16 protein-coding genes are annotated in these 22,184 nt (G+C 65.8%); 10 read left to right on the plus strand and 6 right to left on the minus strand.

The features are described from left to right. The first annotated feature begins 46 nt into the window (after window positions 1–46). Window positions 47–208, plus strand: coding sequence for a 30S ribosomal protein THX (locus VGN46_RS03790; protein WP_331640796.1), 162 nt, complete (start codon window positions 47–49; stop codon window positions 206–208). 51 nt (window positions 209–259) lie between these two features. Here VGN46_RS03790 and VGN46_RS03795 read toward each other — a convergent pair whose 3' ends face one another. The 6 genes from VGN46_RS03795 to VGN46_RS03820 form a co-directional block, all read right to left on the minus strand. Then, window positions 260–970, minus strand: coding sequence for an FkbM family methyltransferase (locus VGN46_RS03795; protein ID WP_331640798.1), 711 nt, complete (start codon window positions 968–970; stop codon window positions 260–262). Further along, window positions 967–1,866 (minus strand): hypothetical protein, encoded by a 900-nt coding sequence (locus VGN46_RS03800; protein WP_331640800.1) that lies wholly within the window; start codon window positions 1,864–1,866, stop codon window positions 967–969. Before VGN46_RS03800 ends, VGN46_RS03795 begins: the two co-directional genes overlap by 4 nt. Window positions 1,867–1,898: 32 nt before the next feature. Further along, the gene (locus VGN46_RS03805; protein WP_331640802.1) at window positions 1,899–2,495 is read right to left on the minus strand and encodes a hypothetical protein; all 597 of its coding nucleotides are present in this window, start codon (window positions 2,493–2,495) and stop codon (window positions 1,899–1,901) included. Between the two features lie 140 nt (window positions 2,496–2,635). Further along, complete coding sequence (gene hutI, locus VGN46_RS03810; RefSeq protein WP_331640804.1) at window positions 2,636–3,871, minus strand: imidazolonepropionase; 1,236 nt, start codon at window positions 3,869–3,871, stop codon at window positions 2,636–2,638. Further along, window positions 3,868–5,247: a chloride channel protein gene (locus VGN46_RS03815; RefSeq protein WP_331640806.1), complete on the minus strand. Its 1,380-nt coding sequence runs from the start codon at window positions 5,245–5,247 to the stop codon at window positions 3,868–3,870. Before VGN46_RS03815 ends, hutI begins: the two co-directional genes overlap by 4 nt. Next, window positions 5,244–6,815 carry a bifunctional GNAT family N-acetyltransferase/carbon-nitrogen hydrolase family protein gene (locus VGN46_RS03820; protein WP_331640808.1) on the minus strand — a complete coding sequence of 524 codons (1,572 nt, stop codon included), beginning with the start codon at window positions 6,813–6,815 and terminating at the stop codon, window positions 5,244–5,246. Before VGN46_RS03820 ends, VGN46_RS03815 begins: the two co-directional genes overlap by 4 nt. A gap of 155 nt (window positions 6,816–6,970) precedes the next feature. On the opposite strand from VGN46_RS03820, the gene VGN46_RS03825 reads away from it, so the two are divergent. The 9 genes from VGN46_RS03825 to VGN46_RS03865 all read left to right on the plus strand — a co-directional run bounded on the left by VGN46_RS03825 (window position 6,971) and on the right by VGN46_RS03865 (window position 22,183). Beyond that, complete coding sequence (locus tag VGN46_RS03825) at window positions 6,971–8,323, plus strand: formimidoylglutamate deiminase (RefSeq protein ID WP_331640810.1); 1,353 nt, start codon at window positions 6,971–6,973, stop codon at window positions 8,321–8,323. A 352-nt stretch (window positions 8,324–8,675) separates the two neighbouring features. Further along, window positions 8,676–10,346 (plus strand): asparagine synthase B, encoded by a 1,671-nt coding sequence (gene asnB / locus VGN46_RS03830; protein WP_331640812.1) that lies wholly within the window; start codon window positions 8,676–8,678, stop codon window positions 10,344–10,346. Between the two features lie 176 nt (window positions 10,347–10,522). Continuing rightward, a protein-coding gene (gene prfB / locus VGN46_RS03835) for a peptide chain release factor 2 (RefSeq protein WP_331640814.1) occupies window positions 10,523–11,648 on the plus strand; the annotation gives its coding sequence in 2 pieces (ribosomal slippage) (window positions 10,523–10,597 and window positions 10,599–11,648; 1,125 coding nt in all). A 60-nt stretch (window positions 11,649–11,708) separates the two neighbouring features. Continuing rightward, window positions 11,709–13,238, plus strand: coding sequence for a lysine--tRNA ligase (gene lysS, locus VGN46_RS03840; protein ID WP_331640816.1), 1,530 nt, complete (start codon window positions 11,709–11,711; stop codon window positions 13,236–13,238). Window positions 13,239–13,242: 4 nt separating this feature from the next. Continuing rightward, complete coding sequence (locus VGN46_RS03845; protein WP_331640818.1) at window positions 13,243–13,542, plus strand: YciI family protein; 300 nt, start codon at window positions 13,243–13,245, stop codon at window positions 13,540–13,542. Further along, complete coding sequence (locus VGN46_RS03850; protein ID WP_331640820.1) at window positions 13,539–13,802, plus strand: BolA family protein; 264 nt, start codon at window positions 13,539–13,541, stop codon at window positions 13,800–13,802. The genes VGN46_RS03845 and VGN46_RS03850 overlap by 4 nt, the downstream gene beginning before the upstream one ends. A gap of 200 nt (window positions 13,803–14,002) precedes the next feature. Beyond that, window positions 14,003–17,503 carry a chromosome segregation protein SMC gene (smc, locus tag VGN46_RS03855; protein ID WP_331640822.1) on the plus strand — a complete coding sequence of 1,167 codons (3,501 nt, stop codon included), beginning with the start codon at window positions 14,003–14,005 and terminating at the stop codon, window positions 17,501–17,503. 73 nt (window positions 17,504–17,576) lie between these two features. Next, the gene (zipA, locus tag VGN46_RS03860) at window positions 17,577–18,617 is read left to right on the plus strand and encodes a cell division protein ZipA (RefSeq protein ID WP_331640889.1); all 1,041 of its coding nucleotides are present in this window, start codon (window positions 17,577–17,579) and stop codon (window positions 18,615–18,617) included. Window positions 18,618–18,910: 293 nt separating this feature from the next. Next, window positions 18,911–22,183, plus strand: coding sequence for a maltotransferase domain-containing protein (locus VGN46_RS03865; protein WP_331640825.1), 3,273 nt, complete (start codon window positions 18,911–18,913; stop codon window positions 22,181–22,183). Window position 22,184: the final 1 nt, after the last annotated feature.

Genomic DNA, 22,184 nt, shown 5'->3' on the forward strand with positions numbered 1-22,184 from the left:
CGATGATCGGCCGTTCCTCTTCATTTCTAGCATCAAGGAGTTTCCCATGGGCAAGGGCGACCGCCGCACCCGTCGCGGCAAGATCAACCGTTCCAGCTATGGCAATGCCCGTCCGCACGTCGATATCGTGACCGGCGCCGCCGTGGCCAAGCCGGCTGTTGCCAAGGCAGCAGCGACCAAGAAGGCCGCTCCGCGCAAGAAGGCGTAAGCCTCCTTCGCGTGACACGAAAAACCCCGCCCTGGCGGGGTTTTTTGTTGCCTAGAGTTCGGCCATGCCTTCGAACTCCATGCCGCTTTCGGCATGGGCGGCGATGATGTTGCAGCTGAGCAGGCCGGGGAAGATGTTCCGGGCCGTGCCGGCGTGGTTTTCCGGATTGAACACCGATGGCGTGTGCGACCACACGCGGTAGCCGCAGGCCTTCACTGCATCGACCTCGCGCTCGGCGGAGGCCAGGCCACCAAGGCGCGCGTAGATGAGCGGGCGGTGGTCACGCAGCGTCGCCGTTGCGCCGCCTAGCAGGCCTGGCAAGACGTCCGGGATATTCACTTTCAGCAGGTGCAGGGCTGGCAGTTGCAACTGGTCGAGGGTGGTGCGGCGCGCGACCTCGCCATCGAGCGACTCGATGCCGTCGCTGGCACCCAGCCACGCGTGATGCGTGTGCACGTTGACCAGTTGGTTAAGGGCGGTGTTCGCGCATAGCTGCTGGAAGGGCAACCGCCGCGGTTCAACGACGTGCACCGCCCCCGTGTCGCCCACGGCGCGGGCCAGCCAAAGCGTATGCGCACCATGATCGCCACCGATCTCGACGACATAGTGACCATCGGTGACGACGCCGCTGAGCAGGTCGGTCTCGTGTTCGGCCCATTCGCCGTAGAGCTGCAGGGAGCGTTCTGCCGGTGTATCGCCGGCAATAGGCGCGGCGACGCCGTAGCGGGTGGTGAGCAACGGCGAGGTCTTGGTGCGGGTCATGCGGATCCAGTACGGAGGAGGGAGCGGGCGTCGGCGAGTTCGCGGCGCAGGGTGGCGGCGATCGCGCCATCGTGTGCGCGGCCTGATAAATCGTCGTGTGTGCTCTGGATGGCGAGGCGCATCTCGAGCGACGCGATGTGCCAGGCAGGGTGTTGTCCGGCGGCGAACGCGTGGGCTAACGCGAACGAGCAGGCTTCGGCGGCCTCATCCGGTGCAAGCAGGCCGGCACGTTGGTGCGCGCATTCGGCGAACAGGAGGAGTGTGGAGGGGTCTTCCACATCACGGTCGGTCGTATGAAGCAGTGCCAGTGCGTGGTCGAGGCGGGCAAGGCGGGCATCACCTTTCTCTAAGGCGGCATGGCGCAGCGTGATTTCCGCACGGCGATGTGCGGCGCGCGGTGGGTCGGCGAGGGCAAGCCGGGTGCAGGCTTCTTCGGCCAGTTGCAGGCGCGCGCGTGCGGCAACGCCGACCAGCCAGCCTGACCACGCGAGGTGGATGTCGATCCAGGCGTCGAGTGCGGGCGCGTGATCATCGTCTGAATCGCGGCCCAGCTCGCGTAGCGCGAACAGGCGCGATGCACCCGATTGCCGGCTGAGGCGGGCGAGTTCGGCACGCAGGAGGTGGGCTCGCCACCACGGACGCTCTGTCACCGGACAGCGCTCAAGCGCGGCCTGGCACAAGGCTACTGCTTCGTCTCTATGATCGGTGGCGTCATCACGGTCGAGGAAGGCGGCGCGTTGGTACAGCAGCGAAGGTAACAACCAGCGGGCGAGTTCACCGTCTTCGCCACCCGCGTCTAGATAGTCGCGCGTGGCTTCTAGCCAGGGCACGAAGTCGTCAGCATGGCTGCCGACATGGCGTAGCGATGGGTGTTCGCGGTCGCCGCTCAGGTACAAGGCAGCCGCGCGGCCAGGTGCGTGCAGGCGTTCTACGAGCGATGCCCTTGCGGCCGGGGTGGCACGTTCGGCCGGTGGGGCAGAGGCATCCGTGGGCTGCAGGCGAGCAGGTCTACCGGTTCCAGGGTCAGCTGCACCGTGGGCGCCTCGAATGCCGTGCGTTGGTAAGTCCACTCGGGCGTGGAAGATGTCCTGGCGATGGGGTCGTCCTCAATGGCGGCGGGCGGGGCAGCGTGCGTGGCGCTGACCTCGAAATGCGTGGCGATGGATATCTCAGGCTCGGCGGTCGATGCCGGTCTGGATCGGCGTCGGCGCCGCCACGCGATAAGAGCCCACGCAACGAGCGCGAAGGCGGCGAGGGCTCCGGCCCACGGCGCGAGCGAGATGTGCGCTTTGGTGTGATACGGCAAAGATGGCTCTTCGTTAGGGGGCACCGTGCGTCCGATGCTTGCCTTCGGCACGACGGCGCCGGGCTTCGGCGGAGCCTCCATGGCATCGAGCATGCGCGACACGTCACGCATCTGCCGCGTCCGTTCGGCCGCTTCGGCCTTGCCATCGCGCTTTTCCGCGCACGCTGCCACGACAGCGGCCGCGCATAGCGCGAACACAAAGAAGGATGCGCGGGGCAAAGCCCTGCGGAGGGACGATCGGGTGTTCAACAAGCTTCCTGGGGACGCGGCCTGAGCTTGTCGATGTTAGGCAACGGTCGCCGTGGAATCGATGGAACTATTCTGAAAAATGCGGCGGATTTCGCGCCGCCCAGCCTTGATCAGCTGCCGACGCGCTCGCCGGCGACCCAACTTTCCTTGAGCAGCCCGCCGCCGATCCAGTAGCACAGTTCCGGCAGGTGCTGGATGTTCCACACCGCCAGATCGGCGCGCTGGCCTACGGCGAGCGTGCCGCGGTCGTCGAGGCCGAGCGCGCGGGCGCCGTACTGGGTCGCACCGCGCAGCGCTTCTTCCGGCGTCAGGCGGAACAAGGTGCAGGCCATGCCCATGGCCAGGCGTAGCGAGAGCAGCGGCGAGGTTCCCGGGTTGAGGTCGGTCGCGACGGCCATCGCGACCCCGTGTTCGCGGAAGCCCGCGATCGGCGGCGGGCGGGTGTCGCGCAGGGCGTAGTACGCACCAGGGAGCAGCACGGCAACGGTTCCGGCCGCAGCCATCGCCTGGATGCCTTCTTCGCTGGTCCATTCCAGATGGTCGGCGGAAAGGCCTTTATAACGGGCGACCAGCGCGGCGCCACCCAGGTCGGAGAGCTGCTCCGCGTGCAGCTTCACCGGCAGGCCTAGCGCCGTGGCCTTTTCGAACAGGCGCTCGGTTTCGGCGTGGGTGAAGCCGATGCCTTCGCAGAAGGCGTCCACGGCGTCGACCAGCTCTTCCTCAGCCAGCGAGGGCAGCATGGTGTCGCAGACCAGCGATACGTAGTCGTCGCGTCGTCCAGCGTATTCCGGTGGCAAGGCGTGCAAGCCGAGGAAACTGGTGCGCACATCGATTCCCAGCTCACGACCGATTCGCCGGGCGACGCGCAGCATGCGCCGCTCGGCATCGGGTTCCAGCCCGTAGCCGGATTTGATCTCAAGCGTGGTCACGCCGTCGGCGAGCAAGGCCCTGGCACGTGGCAGCGATTGCCGGAACAGCTCGTCGTCGCTGGCGCTACGCGTAGCGCGCACGCTGGAAACGATGCCACCGCCGGCGCGTGCGATGTCCTCGTAGGTCGCCCCTTCCAGGCGCATCTCGAATTCCTGCGCGCGATCGCCACCGAACACCAGGTGCGTGTGGCAATCGACCAACCCAGGCGTGATCCATGTGCCGTGCAGGGATTCGACGCGGTGCGACAGCGCCTGCGGCTCACCAGGTAGATCCGCGCGTGCGCCAGCAAAGACGATGCGTCCGTCCTTGATGCCCAATGCGCCATCGGCGATCGCGCCATAGGGCGCACCGTTGTCTACGAGGGTAGCGAGGCCGGTGTCGAGCAGCAGGTAGTCCCAGCGGGTGTCGGTGGTCATGGTGTCACGGCGTCCTGGGCGGGCGCGGCCTCGCGGCGCGCGCGTTCTTCTTCGTAGTTGGCCATCAGCGTCTCGGCCAACGCCTTGTATACCGGTACGCGGCAGACCAGTGCCGATACCGCACGGGCGAGCAGGCACGCAGCCATGATTGGCAGTGCCATCTGACGGTTCGCCGTGAGTTCCAGCGAGATGACCGCGGCGGTCAGTGGCGCCTGGGTGACCCCGGCAAGGTACGCTGCCATGCCGAGCAGCACGACCGCCGAGACATCGGCACCCGGAAGCAGGTGGGCGATGTTACTACCCAGCCCCGCGCCGACGGCGAGCGCAGGCGAGAAGATCCCGCCGGGGATGCCCGCCCACGACGAAGCGATGTTGCCGAGAAACTTAAGGACGCCGAAAAGCGGACCGTTATCGGAATGGCCTTCGAGGATCGCGCGCGCCTGCCCGTAACCCGTGCCGTACAACCCGTTCGCGCTGAGCATGCTCAGCAGCACCAGTGCGAGGCCGCAAAATGCGGCGAACACGATGGGCTGGCGGCCGCGTAGCCTGGCCAGCGCACCGCGAAAGCCAGTGGCCGATGGCACGATCAGCCGCGCGAACAGGCCCCCGGCCAGGCCGCCGACGATGCCGGTGAGCAGCACGGCGAGCCAGGCCTTGCCGAGCGGGAGTGCCGCGGTGATATCGCCAAAGTACGCATAGTTGCCAACGATGCCGAGCGAGACGACGCCAGCTACGATCACGGCGGTCAGTAAGGTGCCGCTCATGCGATGCTCGAAGGTGCCGGACATTTCCTCGATAGCGAAGACCACGCCCGCCAGCGGTGTATTGAACGCGGCGGCCAGACCCGCCGCGGATCCAGCGAGGATGAAGCGACCGGCCGCTGTAGGGTCGGCAAAGCCGAACCGGCGGCCCATGGAATACAGCAAGCCCGCACCCACGTGGACGGTGGGGCCTTCGCGGCCAACCGATGCTCCACCGAGAAGCGCGGCAAGCGTCAACGCCATCTTGCCAACGGCCACTTTCAGCGAGAGCAGGCGCATGCGAAAACTTTCGTCTTCGATTTTGAGTGCTGCGATGGCCTGCGGGATGCCCGATCCGCGCGTCGCTTTCAGGGCCCCTTGGGTGAGCCAGCAGAGCAGCGCGAAGGTGGCAGGGGTGATCAGTAGCGGCACCCACCAACCGTGGCTGGCGGCGCCACGGAACACGTCGAATGCAAAGTCCGCGGCTTTGGCGAAGAACACCGCGGCCAGGCCAACGATGATGGCGCCGGTCCAGAACAGGATGCGTCGACGCCATTCCTCGGCCGAGAGCCATTCGTGGCGACGCAGGAGATCCAGGCGTGAAGCGGCAGCCTCGTCACCGGGCGGCGTACTCATCGGGCGTCCGGAGTGCGCGCCCAACGCACCTGGTAGAGATCGTAACGGCGGTCCTTCAGGTTCTGCACGGCGCCTGAGTTCCGCGCCCGCGCCAGATTCTCGAGGCGAAGATCGGCGAACAGCACCGTTTCGATGTTCGGCGTGGCCTCGGCGGCGATGCCGTCACGGGCGAACGGAAAGTCGCTAGGCGTGAGGATGCAGCTCTGGCCGTACTGGATATCGAAGTTATTCACACCGGGCAGGTTACCGACGTTGCCCGAAAGTACGACGTAGCACTGGTTCTCGATGGCGCGGGCCTGCGAACAGTAACGGACGCGCAGGTAACCTTCGCGCACGTCGGTGCAGAACGGCACGAACAGGATGAGCGCGCCCTGGTCGGTGAGGTGGCGGGCGACCTCGGGGAACTCCGAGTCATAGCAGATCATCACGCCGATCGGGCCGCAGTCGGTCTGGATGGTCGCGGCGGCGTCGCCGCCGGTGATGTTCCAAACGTTCTTTTCGCTGGGTGTGGGGTGCAGCTTCTCGCGCTCGTGCAGCGAGCCATCGCGCAGGGCCACGTAACAGACGTTATGAATATCGCCGTTCGGTTGGCGGGTGGGGTGTGAGCCACCGATGATGTTGATGTTGTAGTGAACTGCCAGGCGATGGAACATCGCCTTCACTTCATCGGAATACTCCGAAAGGCGGCGGATCGAATCCACCGGCGAGAGCTCGGCGTTCTCGATCGAGAGCAACTGCAACGTGATCAGTTCGGGGAAGACCACGAAGTCGGCGTCGTAGTCCGCCGCGATATCGACGAAGTACTCTACGTGGGTCGCGAACTCGGCGAATGAACTGATCCGGCGCTGCTGGTACTGCACCGAGGCGACACGCACCGAATCCGGCAGGCGGTGGCTGTGCGAGACGCGCGGCGTATCGGGGTGATTCAGCAGGTGCGGGTTGCGCCAGACCAGGTGCGCGGCGTAGCCCAGCGATTCATGGTCGGAGGGCACGTACTCGCGTAGCAGGCCGATCACTTCGAAACCATTGCGTAACTGGAAACTCAGGGTCGGGTCGCGCCGGCTCCCGTCGACCACGGCCTGCACGTAGGCCTCGGCGCTGCCGTAGCGGCCGATGGCGCGCGAGAGCCCGGGCATGCGCCCGCCAAACACGATGCCGCGCAGCTTCAGGTCGGTGCACAGCCGCTTGCGGGCGTGGTAGAGGCGTTGGCCGATGCGCATGCCGCGGTAATCCGGGTGCACGACGACTTCCATGCCGTACAGCCAGTCACCCTTTGGGTCATGGCGCGAGGCGAAACCGCCGCCGGTCACCTGCATCCAGGTATGCGGCGAAAGGGCGACTGCCTCGTTGATCCGGAACGTGGCGCAGAACCCGACGATATGGCCTTCGTATTCCACCACGAACTGGCCTTCGGGGAAGTTGTTCTGCTGGCCCTGCAGCATTTCCGCCGAGTGTCCCCATTCGGCGGTATAGACGCGCGCGGTCAGCGCGACCAGCTCGGCGATATCCGCGGGACGTGCCTGGCGCAACGTCAGTTTCGGGGTCTGGGCAGGGATGATCTCGTTCATCCGACCATTATGCCCCCGCAGCGTGAAGCCATTCACACGGGCACGCTATCCTGTGCCCATTGTGCGACTACCCCTGTAGGAGCGCGCTTGCGCGCGACGGGGGCAGCCGCAAGCACCCATCGCGCGCAAGCGCGCTCCTACAAAGGCTTGTCTCCATGTCCCAGTCCCACTTTACCGCCGACTTCATCTGGACCGAGGGCGCCTGGGCCGAGGCTGGCCTGGCCATCAAGGAGGGCCGGTTCGCCGCGCGCAATGGCGAGGCCGGCGAGCGTATTGGCCGGTTTGTGCTGCCAGGCATGCCCAACCTGCATTCGCATGCCTTCCAGCGCGCCATGGCTGGCCTGGCCGAGCGCCGCGGCCCGGGCGAGGACAGCTTCTGGACCTGGCGCGAAACGATGTACACCTTCGCCGAGGCGATCAATCCCGATGACCTGAAGGCCATCGCTACCCAGCTTTATGTCGAAATGGTGAAGGCGGGTTACACCCAGGTCTGCGAATTCCACTACCTGCACCACGGCCCCCGGGGCGTGCCGTACGCCGATCCGGCCGCGATGTCGCTGGCGTTGATCGAGGCGGCGAAGGAGGCGGGCATCGGCCTGACCTTGTTGCCCGTCCTTTACATGACCGGCGGCTTCGATGGTCGCCCGCTCAATGAACGCCAGCAGCGCTTCCGCCACGATGTCGGCCAGTACGTAGCGTTGCTTGAGCGGCTCGTTCCGATGCAGGATGACATGCTGAAAATAGGCATCGCGCTGCACTCGTTGCGTGCGGTCCCGGAAGACGCCATGCGCTCGGTGCTGGCCACGGGCATCGCCCAGGGCATGCCGATCCACATTCATATCGCCGAGCAGATCGGCGAAGTGCAGGATTGCCTCGCCGTCCGCGGTGCGCGTCCGGTCGAATGGTTGCTCGATCACGCCGACGTCAATGAACGCTGGACCCTGGTCCATGCCACCCACCTCACCGGGCATGAAACAAAGCGCATTGCGCAGAGCGGCGCGGTTGCCGGCTTGTGTCCGACGACGGAGGCCAACCTGGGCGATGGTTTGTTCCCGTTGGCGGATTTCATTGACGCCGGCGGTACGTTCGGCATTGGTTCGGATTCGCATATTTCCGTGTCGCCGGTCGAAGAACTGCGCTGGCTTGAATATGGCCAGCGCCTGGTGACGCGCCATCGCAACGTCGCCTCGCGCAAGCCGGAAGAGAGTACCGGCGTCGCCTTGTGGCAGCGCACGCTCGAGGGGGGAAGGCGCGCTGCGGGCGCAGATATCGCGCGGCTGGGGCAGGGCGCCCGCGCGGACCTGCTCGTGCTCGACGATCGATCGCCGCTACTCGCCGCGCGCGACGAAGCAGACGTGATCGATACCTTCCTCTTCGCGGGAAACACACCGCTCGTGCGCGACGTCATGGTCGGCGGCAGCTGGCGCGTTCGCGATCACGCCCACCTCGCCGAGGCCCGCGCCGCCACCGACTACCGCCGCACCGTGGAAAAACTCGCCGCGATGTAACCGCCGCCTTGCGAAACGCGCGACGGCCACCTTGTAGGAGCGCGCTTGCGCGCGATGGGTCTTGCCGCAAACCCCCATCGCGCGCAAGCGCGCTCCTACAAGGACGAGGTCAGGGACCGAAAATCGCCTATTGCACCGCATCAGGAAACGTGATTTAGTCGGGCCATGATTCGCATCGCCGCCAATAACGCCAATACCAATAATGCCCGTTCATTCGGGAGGGTCGGCGTGTAGGCGGTTGCAACTGAAACCACCGGAATCACGAAAGGCCCGCCCCACAAAGGCGGGCCTTTTTCTTTGTCCTGATTTCATCGTTCCCCTTCCAGCCATCGGTACCACAGGAGTAAGGCCCATGTGTTCGATCTTCGGAATGTTCGGCCTCACGGCCGGCGATGACCTCCAGGCTCTGCGCACGCAGGCCATGGAGCTCTCGCAACGGCAGCGTCATCGCGGACCCGACTGGAGTGGCGTGTACCTGGACGACGGTGCCATCCTCGTCCACGAGCGCCTCGCCATCGTTGATCCGGCCAGCGGCGCCCAACCGCTGCGCTCGACCGATGGCGAGCTCGCCCTGGCCGTGAACGGTGAGATCTACAACCACCGTGAGCTGCGCGCCGCCAGCGCCTACGCATTCACCACCGGCTCGGACTGCGAGGTCATCAACGCCTTGTATCGCGAGCACGGCAGCGATTTCCTCGGCAAGCTCAACGGCATTTTCGCCTTCGCGCTATGGGATGCCGCGAAGCGGCGCGTCCTGATCGCGCGCGATCCGGTGGGCGTCTGCCCGCTGTATTGGGGCCATGATCGCCAGGGCCGTTTGTGCGTGGCCTCGGAAATGAAGTCGCTGGTGGGCACCTGTGCCGACGTCGCGCCGTTCCCGCCCGGCCACGTTTACGATAGCGCCACCGGTGAAACCACGCGCTACTGGACCCCGACCTGGCGTGACTATGACGTGACCGCAGGCAAGACGATCGAGCCCCGTGACCTGCGCGCTGCTTTTGAAGCCGCCGTGCATCGCCAGATGATGACGGACGTGCCCTATGGTGTGCTCCTTTCAGGAGGACTGGATTCCTCGCTCGTGGCCGCGGTGGCCGCCGGGTTCGCCCGCCGCCGCATCGAAGATGACGACCGCGACGAGGCCTGGTGGCCGCGCCTGCATTCCTTCGCGATCGGCCTGGACGGTTCGCCCGACCTGAAGGCTGCCCAGGTGGCGGCGGAGGCGCTGGGTACGGTCCACCACGGCTTCGTTTACACCTTCGAGGAGGGCCTGGACGCGTTGCCGGAAGTGATCAGGCACATCGAAACCTACGACGTCACGACGATCCGCGCCTCCACGCCCATGTTCTTGCTCGCTCGCCGGATCAAGGCCATGGGCGTGAAGATGGTGCTCTCCGGCGAAGGCTCCGACGAAGTGTTCGGTGGCTACCTGTACTTCCACAAGGCCCCGAACGCGCGCGAATTCCACGCGGAAACCGTGCGCAAGCTCGATGCGCTGCACTATTACGATTGCCTGCGCGCCAACAAATCCATGGCCGCCTGGGGTATCGAGGCCCGCGTGCCGTTCCTCGATACCGAGTTTCTTGAGCTGGCCATGGCTTTCGACGCTGAAGCGAAAATGGTGGCCCGCAAAGGCATCGAGAAGGGCATCCTGCGCGAGGCGTTCGAGGGTGCTCTGCCCGAAGCGATCCTGTGGCGGCAGAAGGAGCAGTTCAGCGACGGGGTAGGGTACGGTTGGATCGATGGGCTGAAGGCCCATGCCGAAGCGATGGTCAGTGACCGCGAGTTCGCCGCGGCGGCGGCCCGTTTCCCGATGAACACCCCCTCGACCAAGGAGGCCTTCTTCTATCGGACGATCTTCGAGAAGCACTTCCCGGGCGAGGCCGCCGCGGCCACCGTGCCGGGCGGCAAGTCCATCGCCTGCTCCTCCCCGGCGGCCCTGGCCTGGGATCCGGCCTTCGCCGCCGCGGCCGACCCCTCCGGCCGGGCCGTCCGCGGCATTCACCGCGAATCCCTGCCAGCCTGAAGGCGCCCCGGCTCGTGTAGGAGCGCGCTTGCGCGCGATTGGGGGTGTCGCGAGCACCCATCGCGCGCAAGCGCGCTCCTACAGGGGTGGACGGTTTGTGCCCAAGGCCATGGCGGATTTTGGTAAGATCAGCCTCTTTAGCCGGCGCGTCCCGCGCCGCATAGCAGGCACCAACCATGATCGAGACCAATCCGATCCTCGCGCAGATCGCGGACCTCAAGGGCCGCGTCGAGTCGCTTAGGGGGTATCTTTGACTACGCCGTCAAGAAAGAACGGCTAGAGGAAGTCAACCGCGAGCTCGAGAGCCCTAACGTCTGGGATGACCCGAAGCGCGCACAGGACCTGGGCCGCGAACGCGCCCAGCTCGATACCATCGTCACCGGCATCGAAGAGATGTCCGCCTCGCTGGAAGACGCGAAGGAACTGCTCGAGATGGCCGCCGCCGATGGCGATGAGGCCACGGTGCTGTCGGTGGTCGATGATGTGAACAAGGTCGACACCCGGATCAGCAAGCTGGAATTCCAGCGCATGTTCTCCGGCGAACTCGACAACTCCGCTGCCTTCGTCGATATCCAGGCCGGTGCCGGCGGTACCGAGGCCCAGGACTGGGCGGAAATCCTCCTGCGCATGTACCTGCGCTGGGCTGAATCGCGGGGCTGGAAGGCCGAGCTGATGGAAGTCTCCGGCGGCGATGTCGCGGGCATCAAGTCCGCCACGTTCCGCGTGGAAGGCGATTACGCCTACGGCTGGCTGAAAACCGAGATCGGCGTGCATCGCCTGGTGCGCAAGAGCCCGTTCGACTCCGACAACCGCCGCCACACCAGCTTCACCTCGGTGTTCGTGTCGCCGGAAGTCGATGACAACATCGAGATCGACATCAACCCGGCTGACCTGCGCACGGATGTCTACCGTTCGTCGGGCGCGGGCGGCCAGCACGTGAACAAGACCGAATCGGCCGTGCGTATCACGCACATCCCGACCAACACGGTCGTGGCCTGCCAGACCGAGCGTAGCCAGCATGCCAACCGCGATCGCGCGATGAAAATGCTGAAAGCGAAGCTGTACGAGCTGGAAGTGCAGAAGCGCAACGTCGAAAGGGATGCGCTGGAAGCCACCAAGTCCGACATCGGCTGGGGCAGCCAGATCCGCAACTACGTGCTCGACCAGTCGCGCATCAAGGATCTGCGCACCGGCATCGAGCGTTCGGATACGCAGAAGGTGCTGGATGGCGACCTCGATGAATTCGTCGAAGGCAGCCTGAAGGCGGGCCTGGAAGCCGGTTCGAAACGCCTCGACGCGTAATGCCGTGACACCGGGGGCGCATGGGCGCCCCCGTTCCCCGAACGAAACCCAAGCGAAGCCATGACTGACGAAATCCGCGACGACACCACCGGCACCTCTGACGAAAACCGACTGATTGCCGAACGCCGCGAGAAACTCAAAGCGCTGCGCGAGCAGGGCATCGCCTACCCGAACGACTTCAAGGTCGATAGCTTCGCGGGCGACCTGCAGGCGGAGTTCGAGGACAAGGACACCTGGACGGCCGAAGCTATCGAGGGCGCGCCGCGCCAGGTGGCCATCGGCGGGCGCATCCTGCTCAGCCGCGGCCAGGGCAAGGTCAGCTTCGTCACGCTGCAGGATGGCACCGGCCGTATCCAGCTGTTCATCCACCAGGGCACGGTGGGCGAAGAGGTCTACAACGCGTTCAAGCGCTGGGACCTCGGCGATATCGTCGGCGCCACTGGCCTCCTGATGCGGACCAAGACCGGCGAGCTGTCTGTCAAGGTCGAAGGCCTGCGCCTGCTGACCAAGTCGCTGCGCGGCCTGCCGGACAAGCATCACGGCATGGCCGACGTGGAACAGCGCTACCGCCAGCGCTACGTCGATCTCATCGTGACCGAGGAAGCGCGCCGCACCTTCCAGCTGCGCTCGAAGATCGTCAGCCACATTCGTCGCTGGCTCGAAGACAAGCCGCGCCGCTTCATGGAGGTCGAGACCCCCATGATGCACGTGATCCCGGGTGGCGCCACCGCGCGTCCGTTCACCACGCACCACAACGCGCTCGATATCCCGTTGTTCCTGCGCGTGGCGCCGGAGCTCTACCTGAAGCGCCTGACCGTGGGCGGCTTCGACCGCGTCTACGAGATCAATCGCAACTTCCGCAACGAGGGCGTGTCCACCCGGCACAATCCCGAGTTCACCATGCTCGAGCTGTACCAGGCCTACGCCACGTACCACGAGATCATGGACCTCACCGAGGGCCTTATCCGTTCGGCCGCCGCCGAGGTCATTGGCAACACCGCGATCGAATGGGATGGCGCGACGATCGACGTGGGCCCGGCGTTCCGCCGCTGGCGCATGGAAGATGCCGTGCTCGAACTCAACCCGGAGATCAAGCCGGCCGACCTGCGCAACCGCGAGGCGATGGCTGCCCACGCGAAGCGCCTCGGCATCAACGCCAAGCCGTCGTACGGCTGGGGCAAGCTGCTGCTCGAGATCTTCGAGGCCACGGTAGAACACACCCTGGTCCAGCCCACCTTCATTACCGACCACCCGGTCGAAGTCTCGCCGCTCGCCCGCGAAAGCGATACCGACAAGGGCATCACCGATCGCTTCGAGCTGTTCATCAACGGCAAGGAAATCGCGAACGGCTTCTCCGAGCTCAACGACTCGGAAGACCAGGCCGCGCGCTTCCAGGCCCAGGTGGATGCCAAGGACGCCGGCGATGACGAAGCCATGCACTTCGACGCCGATTACATCCGCGCACTCGAAGTCGGCCTGCCGCCCACCGGCGGCCTGGGCGTCGGCATCGATCGCCTGGTAATGCTGCTCACTGGCTCGTCGTCCATCCGCGACGTCCTGCTGTTCCCGACCATGCGCCCCGAGGCCTGATCTCATGTTCTACGCCATCACCGGTATCGATCACCCGAATTCGCTGGAGAACCGCATGTCGGTGCGTCCGGCTCATGTCGCCCGCCTCGTGGCGCTCAAGGAAGAGGGCCGGCTGAAGCTGGCCGGCCCGTTCCCGGCCATCGACGCCGAGGATCCGGGCGAGGCTGGTTTTACCGGTAGCCTGATCGTGGCCGAGTTCGAAAGCCTTGAAGCCGCCCAGGCCTGGGCCGATGCGGACCCGTACATCACGGCCGGCGTCTACAAGGAGGTGACCGTGCGTCCCCTCCGCATCGTGCTGCCGTGACTGTCGAGAAGGTCGAACGCATCCGCCAACGCCTGACCGAGGCGCTGGCGCCGGTCGCGCTGGATGTGATCGATGAGGGGCACAAGCATGCCGGCCACTCGGGCGAGGGCAAAGGGCACTTCTTCGCCCGGATCGTCAGCCCGGCCTTTGCCGGGAAGAACCCAATCCAGCGCCACCGGATGGTCTACGAGGCCCTCGGCGACATGATGCCCGACGGCATCCACGCCCTCTCGATCGACGCCAAAGCCCCCGGCGAATGACCTGTAGGAGCGCGCTTGCGCGCGATGAAGGCCGCCTCAAGCCCCATCGCGCGCAAGCGCGCTCCTACAATCAGCAGGTTACGCTATGATCTTCGTGTCATTTCGCGTATTGCGCCCGGGTGACCCCTTTGGCAAAGTGACTGATTAGCCAGGGGGTGGCTCCCGACCGGAGCCCACGGCCGCGTCCAACGGAACCAAACATGCGTCTGACCACGATCAAGCTGGCGGGATTCAAGTCCTTCGTGGACCCCACCACGCTGCACCTGCCCACCAATATGACCGGCGTCGTCGGTCCGAACGGCTGTGGCAAGTCGAACATCATCGACGCCATCCGCTGGGTGATGGGCGAATCCGCGGCCAGCCGCCTGCGCGGCGATTCGCTGACCGACGTCATCTTCTCCGGATCGAGTTCACGCAAGCCGGTAGGCCAGGCCGCGGTTGAACTCATCTTCGATAACGCCGACGGCACCATCCAGGGCGAGTACGCCAGCTTCGCCGAGATCTCGGTGAAGCGCATCGTCAGCCGCGATGGCCAGTCGTCGTACCACCTGAATGGCGCGCGCTGCCGCCGCCGCGACATCACCGACCTGTTCCTCGGCACCGGCCTGGGCCCGCGTTCCTACTCGATCATCGAGCAGGGCATGATCAGCCAGATCATCGAAGCCGCTCCTGAAGAGCTGCGCACCCACCTGGAAGAGGCCGCCGGCATCTCCAAGTACAAGGAGCGCCGCAAGGAAACCGAGAGCCGCATCAAGGCGACCCGCGAGAACCTCGACCGCGTACGTGACGTGCGCGACGAAGTCGAAAAGCAGCTCGACCACCTGAACCGCCAGGCGCGCGCCGCCGAGCGCTGGAAGGGCTTCAAGGACGAGCAGACCCGCCGCGAAGCCGAACTGCGCGCTCTCGAGTACCGCACGCTCGATCGCCAGCGCCAGGGCGAAGGTTCGGGCCTGCGCGAATACGAAATCGAGATTGAGAAGCACACCGCGACCCAGCGCCAGGTCGAGGCGCAGATGGAAACGGTGCGCGAGCGCCACCAGGGCGCCACCGAACACCTGAACCAGGTGCAGGCCGAGGTGTACAAGGTCGGCGCTGAGATCGCCCGTGTCGAACAGCAGGTACGGCACAACCGTGACCTCTCCGAGCGCCTGACCCGGTCAAAGGCCGAGACGGATCGCGAGCTGGGCGAACTGAACGGGCACATCGAGGCCGACCGCGAGCAGGTGGAAACCCTGCGCATGGCCCTGGCCGAGGGTGAGCCGAAGCTGGAATCCCTGCAGCAGATCCAGGACGAGACGGGCGAGGCGCAGCGCGCCACCGAATCGCGCCTGGCCGACTGGCAGCAGCGTTGGGATACGCACACCCGTGGCGCCTCCGAATCCACCCGCGCGGCGGACGTCGAGCGGACCAAGCTGGCCTACCTTGATCGCCAGGCGGTCGACCTCGCCCGGCGTCGTGAAGCGCTGGAGACCGAGCAGAAGGCCACCGACGTTGCCGCGCTCGATGCCGCTTCGGAGCAGCTCGATACCGAACACGATACCCAGCGCGAGCGCGTCGAACAGCTCGGTGGCGTGCTTGACCAGCACAAGGTCGCCTACGAGCGCGTGCTCGACGATGAGCGCCAGGTGCAATCGGCGCTCAACGATGCCCGCCAGCAGTTGCAGACAGCACGCGGTCGCCAGGCCTCGCTCGAGGCCCTGCAGACCGCGGCCCTGGGCCAGGAAGAATCCGCTGCCACCGGTTGGCTGAAGCGCCTCGGCCTCGCCGATGCGCGCCGCCTTGGCGAATCGCTGCAGGTGGATGCCGGCTACGAATCCGCCGTGGAAACCGTGCTGGCCGGGGTCCTCGATGGCGTGCTGGTTGACTCACCGGCGGCGCTCGCACCTGAATTCGATGCGCTGGGCGAGGCCGACGTCGCGCTGTTCGCCAGCGAGAAGGGTGGCCCAGGTACGGCCGGTACGCTGGCCGCCTACGTGCGCGGTCCCGCGGCCGCCGTCGCCTTGCTGTCGAACGTCTTTGTCGCCGATTCGGTGGAAGCGGCAGCGGCCCGCGCGGGCTCGCTCGCCGCCGGCCAGTCGGTGATCACCCGCGACGGCGCATGGATGGGCCCAGGCTGGACCCGCGTACTCCGCGCGCAGGGCAACCAGGTCGGCGTGCTCGCCCGCGAGCGCGATATCCGCCAGCTCGCCGAACAGATCGAAAGCCTCGAAGCGACCATCGAAGAGCGCACCGAACAGCTTGAAGAGCTGCGCACGAGCAAGTTTGAAACCGAACGCCAGCGCGATGACGCGCAGCGCGACCTGTACGCCGCGCACCGCCGCCTCTCCGAACTCGCCGGCCAGTTGCAGAGCCACCGCGGCAAGATGGAAACCGCACGCGCGCGTGCCGAGAAGGTCGGCGGCGAAATCAGCACGCTTGTCGAGCAGCTCGATGAGCTCGAAGGCCAGACCCGTGAAGCGCGCGGCCGCCTTGATGAGGCCGTCGGCCACATGGGCGATCGCGAAGACGAGCGCCGTGGTCTCGAAAACGAGCGCCGCGAACTGCTCGAATCGCGCGAAGAAGCGCGCATGAATGCGCGTGAAGCGGCCGACCAGTCGCACCAGCTGGCGCTCAGCATGGAATCGAAGCGCGCCGCGCTCACCTCGCTGGAGCAGGCGCTCGCCCGCCTGGATAACCAGCTGCGCCAGGTGACGATGCGCCGTGATGAAATCGACGAGCAACTGGCGGCCGGCAGCGACCCGATCGCCGAACTCGAAGAAGAGCGGCAGACCTACCTCGACCAGCGCCTGCTGGTCGACAAGCAACTGGTGGAAGCGCGCCGCGCGTTGGAAGACTGCGATGCGGAGTTCCGCCGCCTCGAGCAGGAACGCCAGCGGGTCGAGCACGTGCTCAGCCAGGTGCGCGAAAACGTGGCAGAAAAGCGTCTCGCCGCGCAGGCCCTGCAACTGCGTGCCGAACAGCTCGCACAGGCGATCACCGCGTCGGGCCTGGAGCTCGAACCGTTGCTGGCCGAACTGGCCGAGGACGCCGAGCCGTCGTCCTGGCAAACCCAGCTGGCCGACCTGGCCGTGAAGATCGCCCGCCTGGAGCCGGTAAACCTTGCCGCGATCCAGGAACACGCCGAGCAGTCGCAGCGCAAGGAATACCTCGACGCGCAGCTCACCGACCTCACCAGCGCGATGGAAACCCTGGAAGGCGCGATCAAAAAGATCGACCGCGAAACCCGCCAGCGTTTCAAGGAAACCTTCGACCGCGTCAATGCCGGCGTGCAGGAGCTGTTCCCGCGCCTGTTCGGCGGTGGCCACGCGTACCTCGAACTCACCGGTGAAGACCTGCTCGATACCGGCGTGGCCATCATGGCGCGCCCCCCGGGTAAGCGCGTCTCCAACATCACGCTGCTTTCGGGCGGCGAGAAGGCGCTCACCGCGGTATCACTCGTCTTCGCTATCTTTGGACTCAACCCCGCGCCCTTCTGCCTGCTGGACGAGGTGGATGCGCCGCTGGATGAGGCCAACGTGGGGCGCTTCTCGGCGATGGTCCGTGAAATGAGCGAAAAGGTGCAATTTATCTTCGTCAGCCATAACAAGGCCACGATGGAGGCCGCACACCAGTTGTGCGGCGTTACCATGCGCGAGCCCGGCGTATCGCGCCTCGTCCAGGTCGACCTGGCCGAGGCATCGAAGCTCGTCGGCGTCGCTTAAGCATTAGCAAAGGAACTACCGCGCCATGAATCCCGCCATCGGCCTCGCCTGGAACCCTGCTGTCGGCATCCCGATGCTCTTCGTCGGTGTTGTCGTGCTCGTTCTGATCTGGCTGTTCGGCCAGCCGCGCAAGGAGCAGGGCCGCCGCAAGCCGGTGCCCGAGCAGCCTGAGCCGCGCCGGGAGCGCCGCGAGCCGGTGTTCGGTGGCGAGGAACCGGTATCGGACGACAGCCTCTCGTTCAGTGCCCGCGACAACGAGCGCTTCGAGAACGATGGTTTCAACGACCGTTTCGATGCGCGTGACGAGCGGGCTGATAGCCGCGACGAAGATGCCAACGATCCGCTGTTCCGGCCTTCGCCGAAGCAGGGCGAGCTGGATGTCGACCTCCGCGCGGAGCTGGAACGGCTGGGTGCGTCGATGTCCGGCGATCGCAAGCAAGCCGCTCCCGCCATCGAACCCGATGAACTCGCACCGCGGCCTGGCCAGCGCACCGAGCCCCGTATCGATCTGGACCTGCCGTTCGAGCTGGACGAGCCTGCGCCCCCGCGTCCTGCCGCCGCCGCGCCTCCGCCGCCGGCACCCGTGACCCCAGCGGCGCCTCCCGCGCCGGTGGCGCCGCCCAAGGCTCCGCCGCGCTCCGACCTGGGCCGCCGCCCCGGCAACGCGCCGGTGGAACGTATCGTCAGCCTCTACGTGGTCTCGCGCGAAGGCCAGCGCTTCCAGGGCTCGGACCTGGTCGTGGCCGCCGAGAAGGCTGGCCTGGAATTCGGTGACATGGGTATTTACCACCGCCTGGTGGATGGCCACCCGGAAAAGGGCCCGATCTTCAGCGTGGCCAACCTGGTGAAACCGGGCAATTTCGACATGACCCGCGTCGCCACCATGCAGACCCCGGGTCTGTCGTTCTTCATGGCGCTACCCGGCCCGGTGGCCGCACTGGATGCATGGGACGCGATGCTGCCCACCGCCCAGCGCCTGGCCGAGCTGCTCGATGGCCTGGTCCTGGACGAGGAGCGCAACGCCCTCGGCCGCCAGCGCATCGCCCATATCCGCGATGAGCTACGTGGCTGGGATCGCGGCCACGAAGGCGAAGAAATCAAGTTCGGCCAATAAGCCGAACTGTGTAGGAGCGCGCTTGCGCGCGATAGCTCCTGCCTCACCCCCCACGACCCCGCTCACTGTAGGAGCGCGCTTGCGCGCGATGGGCCTTGCCTCGAGCACCCATCGCGCGCAAGCGCGCTCCTACAGGTGTCGTTGCTGCTTGAAAGGTTATTTGCGAGCGGCATTCACGAAATAGCAACACCCATCTGCGCCAATGTCACTGCTTCGCGTGTCCGGGTTCATTGGCACGATGCACACATCTGGCCCGGCATGCTTGTGTCTAATCCCCAGCGGAACACGAGGCAATGTCGGCCAGCATGCGTGCGCCTTTCTGCATTTATTACCTGCATCCGCTGCTAGCCGGCCCGATGACCGGGTGGAATGCGTGGATAGATCACGCCGCGGAGCTCGGCTTCCGGCAACTGCTCATTGCCCCTCCGTTCGAAACCTCGCCTGCCGGCGATGTGTTTGTCACGCGGGATTTCGACCGGATGAACCCCGCGCTTCGCGCGGACGGCGATGCGACGACGCGGCTGGAGCAACTCGCCAAAGCGTCCCGCGCAAGGAATCTCGAACTGTGGCTCGACTTGCCACTGGACGAGCTGGCTTCCGATGCGCCCGTGCGCCAGGCGAATCCCAGCTGGTTTCGCCCCGTTGCGACCGAGCACGGCACCCCCGATCCACGCTGGACACCGAGCGAAAGCGATAGCGTGCGCTGGCGGCTCAACGACCCCGACGTGGCCCAGGCGGCGACACAATGGTGGATCGAGCGGCTGCGCCGTTGGGCGAAAGCGGGCGTGCTTGGCTTTCGCCTCATGCATCCACAGCGCCTTCGCGCTTCGTTGTGGCGCGGCCTGATCGATGCCGTGCACGCGGAATCGCCCGGTGTCGGTTTCGTGGCGTGGACGCCGGGCTGCACGGCGGATGAGCTTGCCGCGCTGGCGGGGGCCGGTTTCGATGCCGTCGTGAACTCGTCGGCATGGTGGGACTTCCGCGCCCCGTGGTTTGCCGAAGAAGCCAGCCGTTTGCACGCCGTGGCGCCGGCACTCGGTTGTACCGAGGAACCGTTCGCCACGCGCCTTGGCGATGAACTGGGCGAAGAGAACCAGCTCGATCACGCGTATCGGCGTGCTATCGCGTTCGCGGCGACGGCACCGGCGGGCTGGTTGATGCCCATGGGCTTCGAGTACGCGGTGCACGACGCGCTCGACCCGCGTCGCGGGACGCCCATCGCGCCGAAAGATCTTGCCATGCACGCCGCGGCGAACCTCACCGAGGCGGTTAAGACTGCCAACCGCGCGGTTGGCGAAGATGTCCCTGGCGTACCGCTCATCCACGCGCACGGCGGCGTCGCTACCTTCCTCAGCATTGACGGCGCTGACTCGCGCACCGCGGCGCGCGCCACGCTGACCCTCATCAATGCTTCGCTGGATCGCGACGTACGGGTGACCGCGGGTGAGGCACTCGCGGGTGCCGCCAGCCACTTCATGCCCTGGACCACTCCGGACGGGCGCAAGTTATTTGACCAGGGAGATAGCGTGACTCTCGATCCAGGCGCGGTACTCACCCTCACGGGCACACCCGGCACGCCGGCCAAACGCAAGCTCGGTGCCTCGGCGCAGAAAGAAGCGCTCGGCACGGCCACGAAGGGGCCACGGGTCGCGATTGAAAACGTACAGCCCAGCGTCGACGGCGGTCAGTTTCCGGTGAAACGCGTGGTCGGCCAGCCGATCACGGTGACGGCCGACATCTTTGTCGATGGACACGAGGTGCTGGCGGCGCGCTTGCGCTACCGCGCCGTCGATGAGAAGGCCTGGCGCGAAATCACGCTTGAACCGGTCAACAACGACATCTACACGGCCACCTTCACCCCTGTGCGCATTGGCCGCCACGAATTCCAGATCGAAGCCTGGCACGATCCCTACGGCAGCTATCATCACGAGCTCGAAGTGAAGCACGCCGCGGGCGTCGACGTGAAGCTCGAGCTGGAGGAAGGTCGCCTGATGGTGGAGGCTCGCGCGAAGGACGCGGCGGGCCCGAAGGCCAAGGCGCTGCGCAACCTCGCTGCGGCGGTAGCAAAAGCCGAAGGCGACGAACGCGTCGAACTCTTGCTCGCCGACACCTCGGTGGAGCTGATGGCGGTGACCGATCCGCGCATCCGCGCCACGGTCAGCCAGGCGTACCTCCTTGAAGTCGACCGCCGCGAAGCGATGTTCGCGAGCTGGTATGAACTGTTTCCGCGCAGCATGACCGCCGACAAGGCGAAGCACGGCACCTTCCGCAACACGATCGCGCGCCTGCCGGCTATCCGCGACATGGGTTTCGATGTGCTGTACTTCCCGCCGATCCATCCGATCGGCAACGCGTTTCGCAAAGGGCCGAACAACACGCTGACCCCCGGACCCGACGACCCGGGTAGTCCGTATGCGATCGGCTCGGAGGAGGGCGGGCATACCGCGATCCACCCGCAGCTCGGCACGTTCGACGATTTCCGCGCCCTGCGCGACGCGGCGCGCGAGCACGGCCTGGAACTGGCCCTGGATTTCGCGATCCAGTGCTCGCAGGACCATCCATGGCTGAAAGAACACCCGGAGTGGTTCGACTGGCGTCCGGATGGCAGCATCAAGTACGCCGAGAACCCACCCAAGAAATACCAGGACATCGTCAATGTCGATTTCTACGCGGAGGGGGCGATCCCTTCGTTGTGGCAGGCGCTGTGTGATGCGGTGCTGTTCTGGGCGGGCGAGGGCGTGCGCACGTTCCGCGTGGATAACCCGCATACCAAGCCCTTTCCCTTCTGGGAATGGATGATCGCCCGGGTGCGCGCGAAGTATCCGGACGCGCTGTTCCTCTCCGAAGCGTTCACCCGGCCCAAACCGATGTACCGGCTGGCCAAGGTGGGCTTCAGCCAGTCATACACCTACTTCACCTGGCGTAACTCCAGGCAGGAGTTCATCGATTATCTGACCGAACTGACGACGACCGCGCCGAAGGACTTCTTCCGACCCAACTTCTTCGTCAACACGCCGGATATCGATCCGTACTTCCTGCAAACCTCGGGGCGGCCTGGCTTCCTGATCCGTGCCGCGCTGGCCACCACCCTGTCCGGGCTGTGGGGTATGTACTCCGGCTTCGAGATCTGCGAGTCGGCGCCGATGCCGGGCAAAGAGGAGTACCTCGATTCCGAGAAGTACGAGATCCGCATCCGCGACTTCAATGCACCGGGTAACATCGTTGCCGAGATTACCCAGCTCAACCTGATCCGTCGCGCGCACCCCGCCTTGCAATCGCACCTCGGCGTGCGCTTCCTGCCTGCGAACAACGACCAGGTGCTGTTCTTTGAAAAGCGCACGGGCGATGACGTCGTGCTGGTCGCGATCAGCATGGACCCGCATAACGCGCAGGCCGCGGACCTGACCCTTCCGCTCGGCGACTGGGGCTATGGCCCCAGTGACGCGCTCGATATCCACGACCTCCTGCATACCCAACCCATCGCCTGGCGCGGTCCGGAACAGCATGTCTGGCTTGGCCTTGGCCAGCCGTATGCGATCTGGCATGTGCGGCTACCCGGAGTCTGAT

It is taken from the genome of Luteibacter sp., from assembly GCF_036500425.1.
GTDB lineage: Bacteria > Pseudomonadota > Gammaproteobacteria > Xanthomonadales > Rhodanobacteraceae > Luteibacter.

Coding starts and splice junctions, on each gene's coding strand:
- VGN46_RS03790 (WP_331640796.1), top strand. CDS start 47: ATGGGCAAGGGCGACCGCCGCACCCGTCGCGGCAAGATCAACCGTTCC.
- VGN46_RS03795 (WP_331640798.1), bottom strand. CDS start 970: ATGACCCGCACCAAGACCTCGCCGTTGCTCACCACCCGCTACGGCGTC.
- hutI (WP_331640804.1), bottom strand. CDS start 3,871: ATGACCACCGACACCCGCTGGGACTACCTGCTGCTCGACACCGGCCTC.
- VGN46_RS03815 (WP_331640806.1), bottom strand. CDS start 5,247: ATGAGTACGCCGCCCGGTGACGAGGCTGCCGCTTCACGCCTGGATCTC.
- VGN46_RS03820 (WP_331640808.1), bottom strand. CDS start 6,815: ATGAACGAGATCATCCCTGCCCAGACCCCGAAACTGACGTTGCGCCAG.
- VGN46_RS03825 (WP_331640810.1), top strand. CDS start 6,971: ATGTCCCAGTCCCACTTTACCGCCGACTTCATCTGGACCGAGGGCGCC.
- asnB (WP_331640812.1), top strand. CDS start 8,676: ATGTGTTCGATCTTCGGAATGTTCGGCCTCACGGCCGGCGATGACCTC.
- lysS (WP_331640816.1), top strand. CDS start 11,709: ATGACTGACGAAATCCGCGACGACACCACCGGCACCTCTGACGAAAAC.
- VGN46_RS03845 (WP_331640818.1), top strand. CDS start 13,243: ATGTTCTACGCCATCACCGGTATCGATCACCCGAATTCGCTGGAGAAC.
- smc (WP_331640822.1), top strand. CDS start 14,003: ATGCGTCTGACCACGATCAAGCTGGCGGGATTCAAGTCCTTCGTGGAC.
- zipA (WP_331640889.1), top strand. CDS start 17,577: ATGCTCTTCGTCGGTGTTGTCGTGCTCGTTCTGATCTGGCTGTTCGGC.
- VGN46_RS03865 (WP_331640825.1), top strand. CDS start 18,911: ATGTCGGCCAGCATGCGTGCGCCTTTCTGCATTTATTACCTGCATCCG.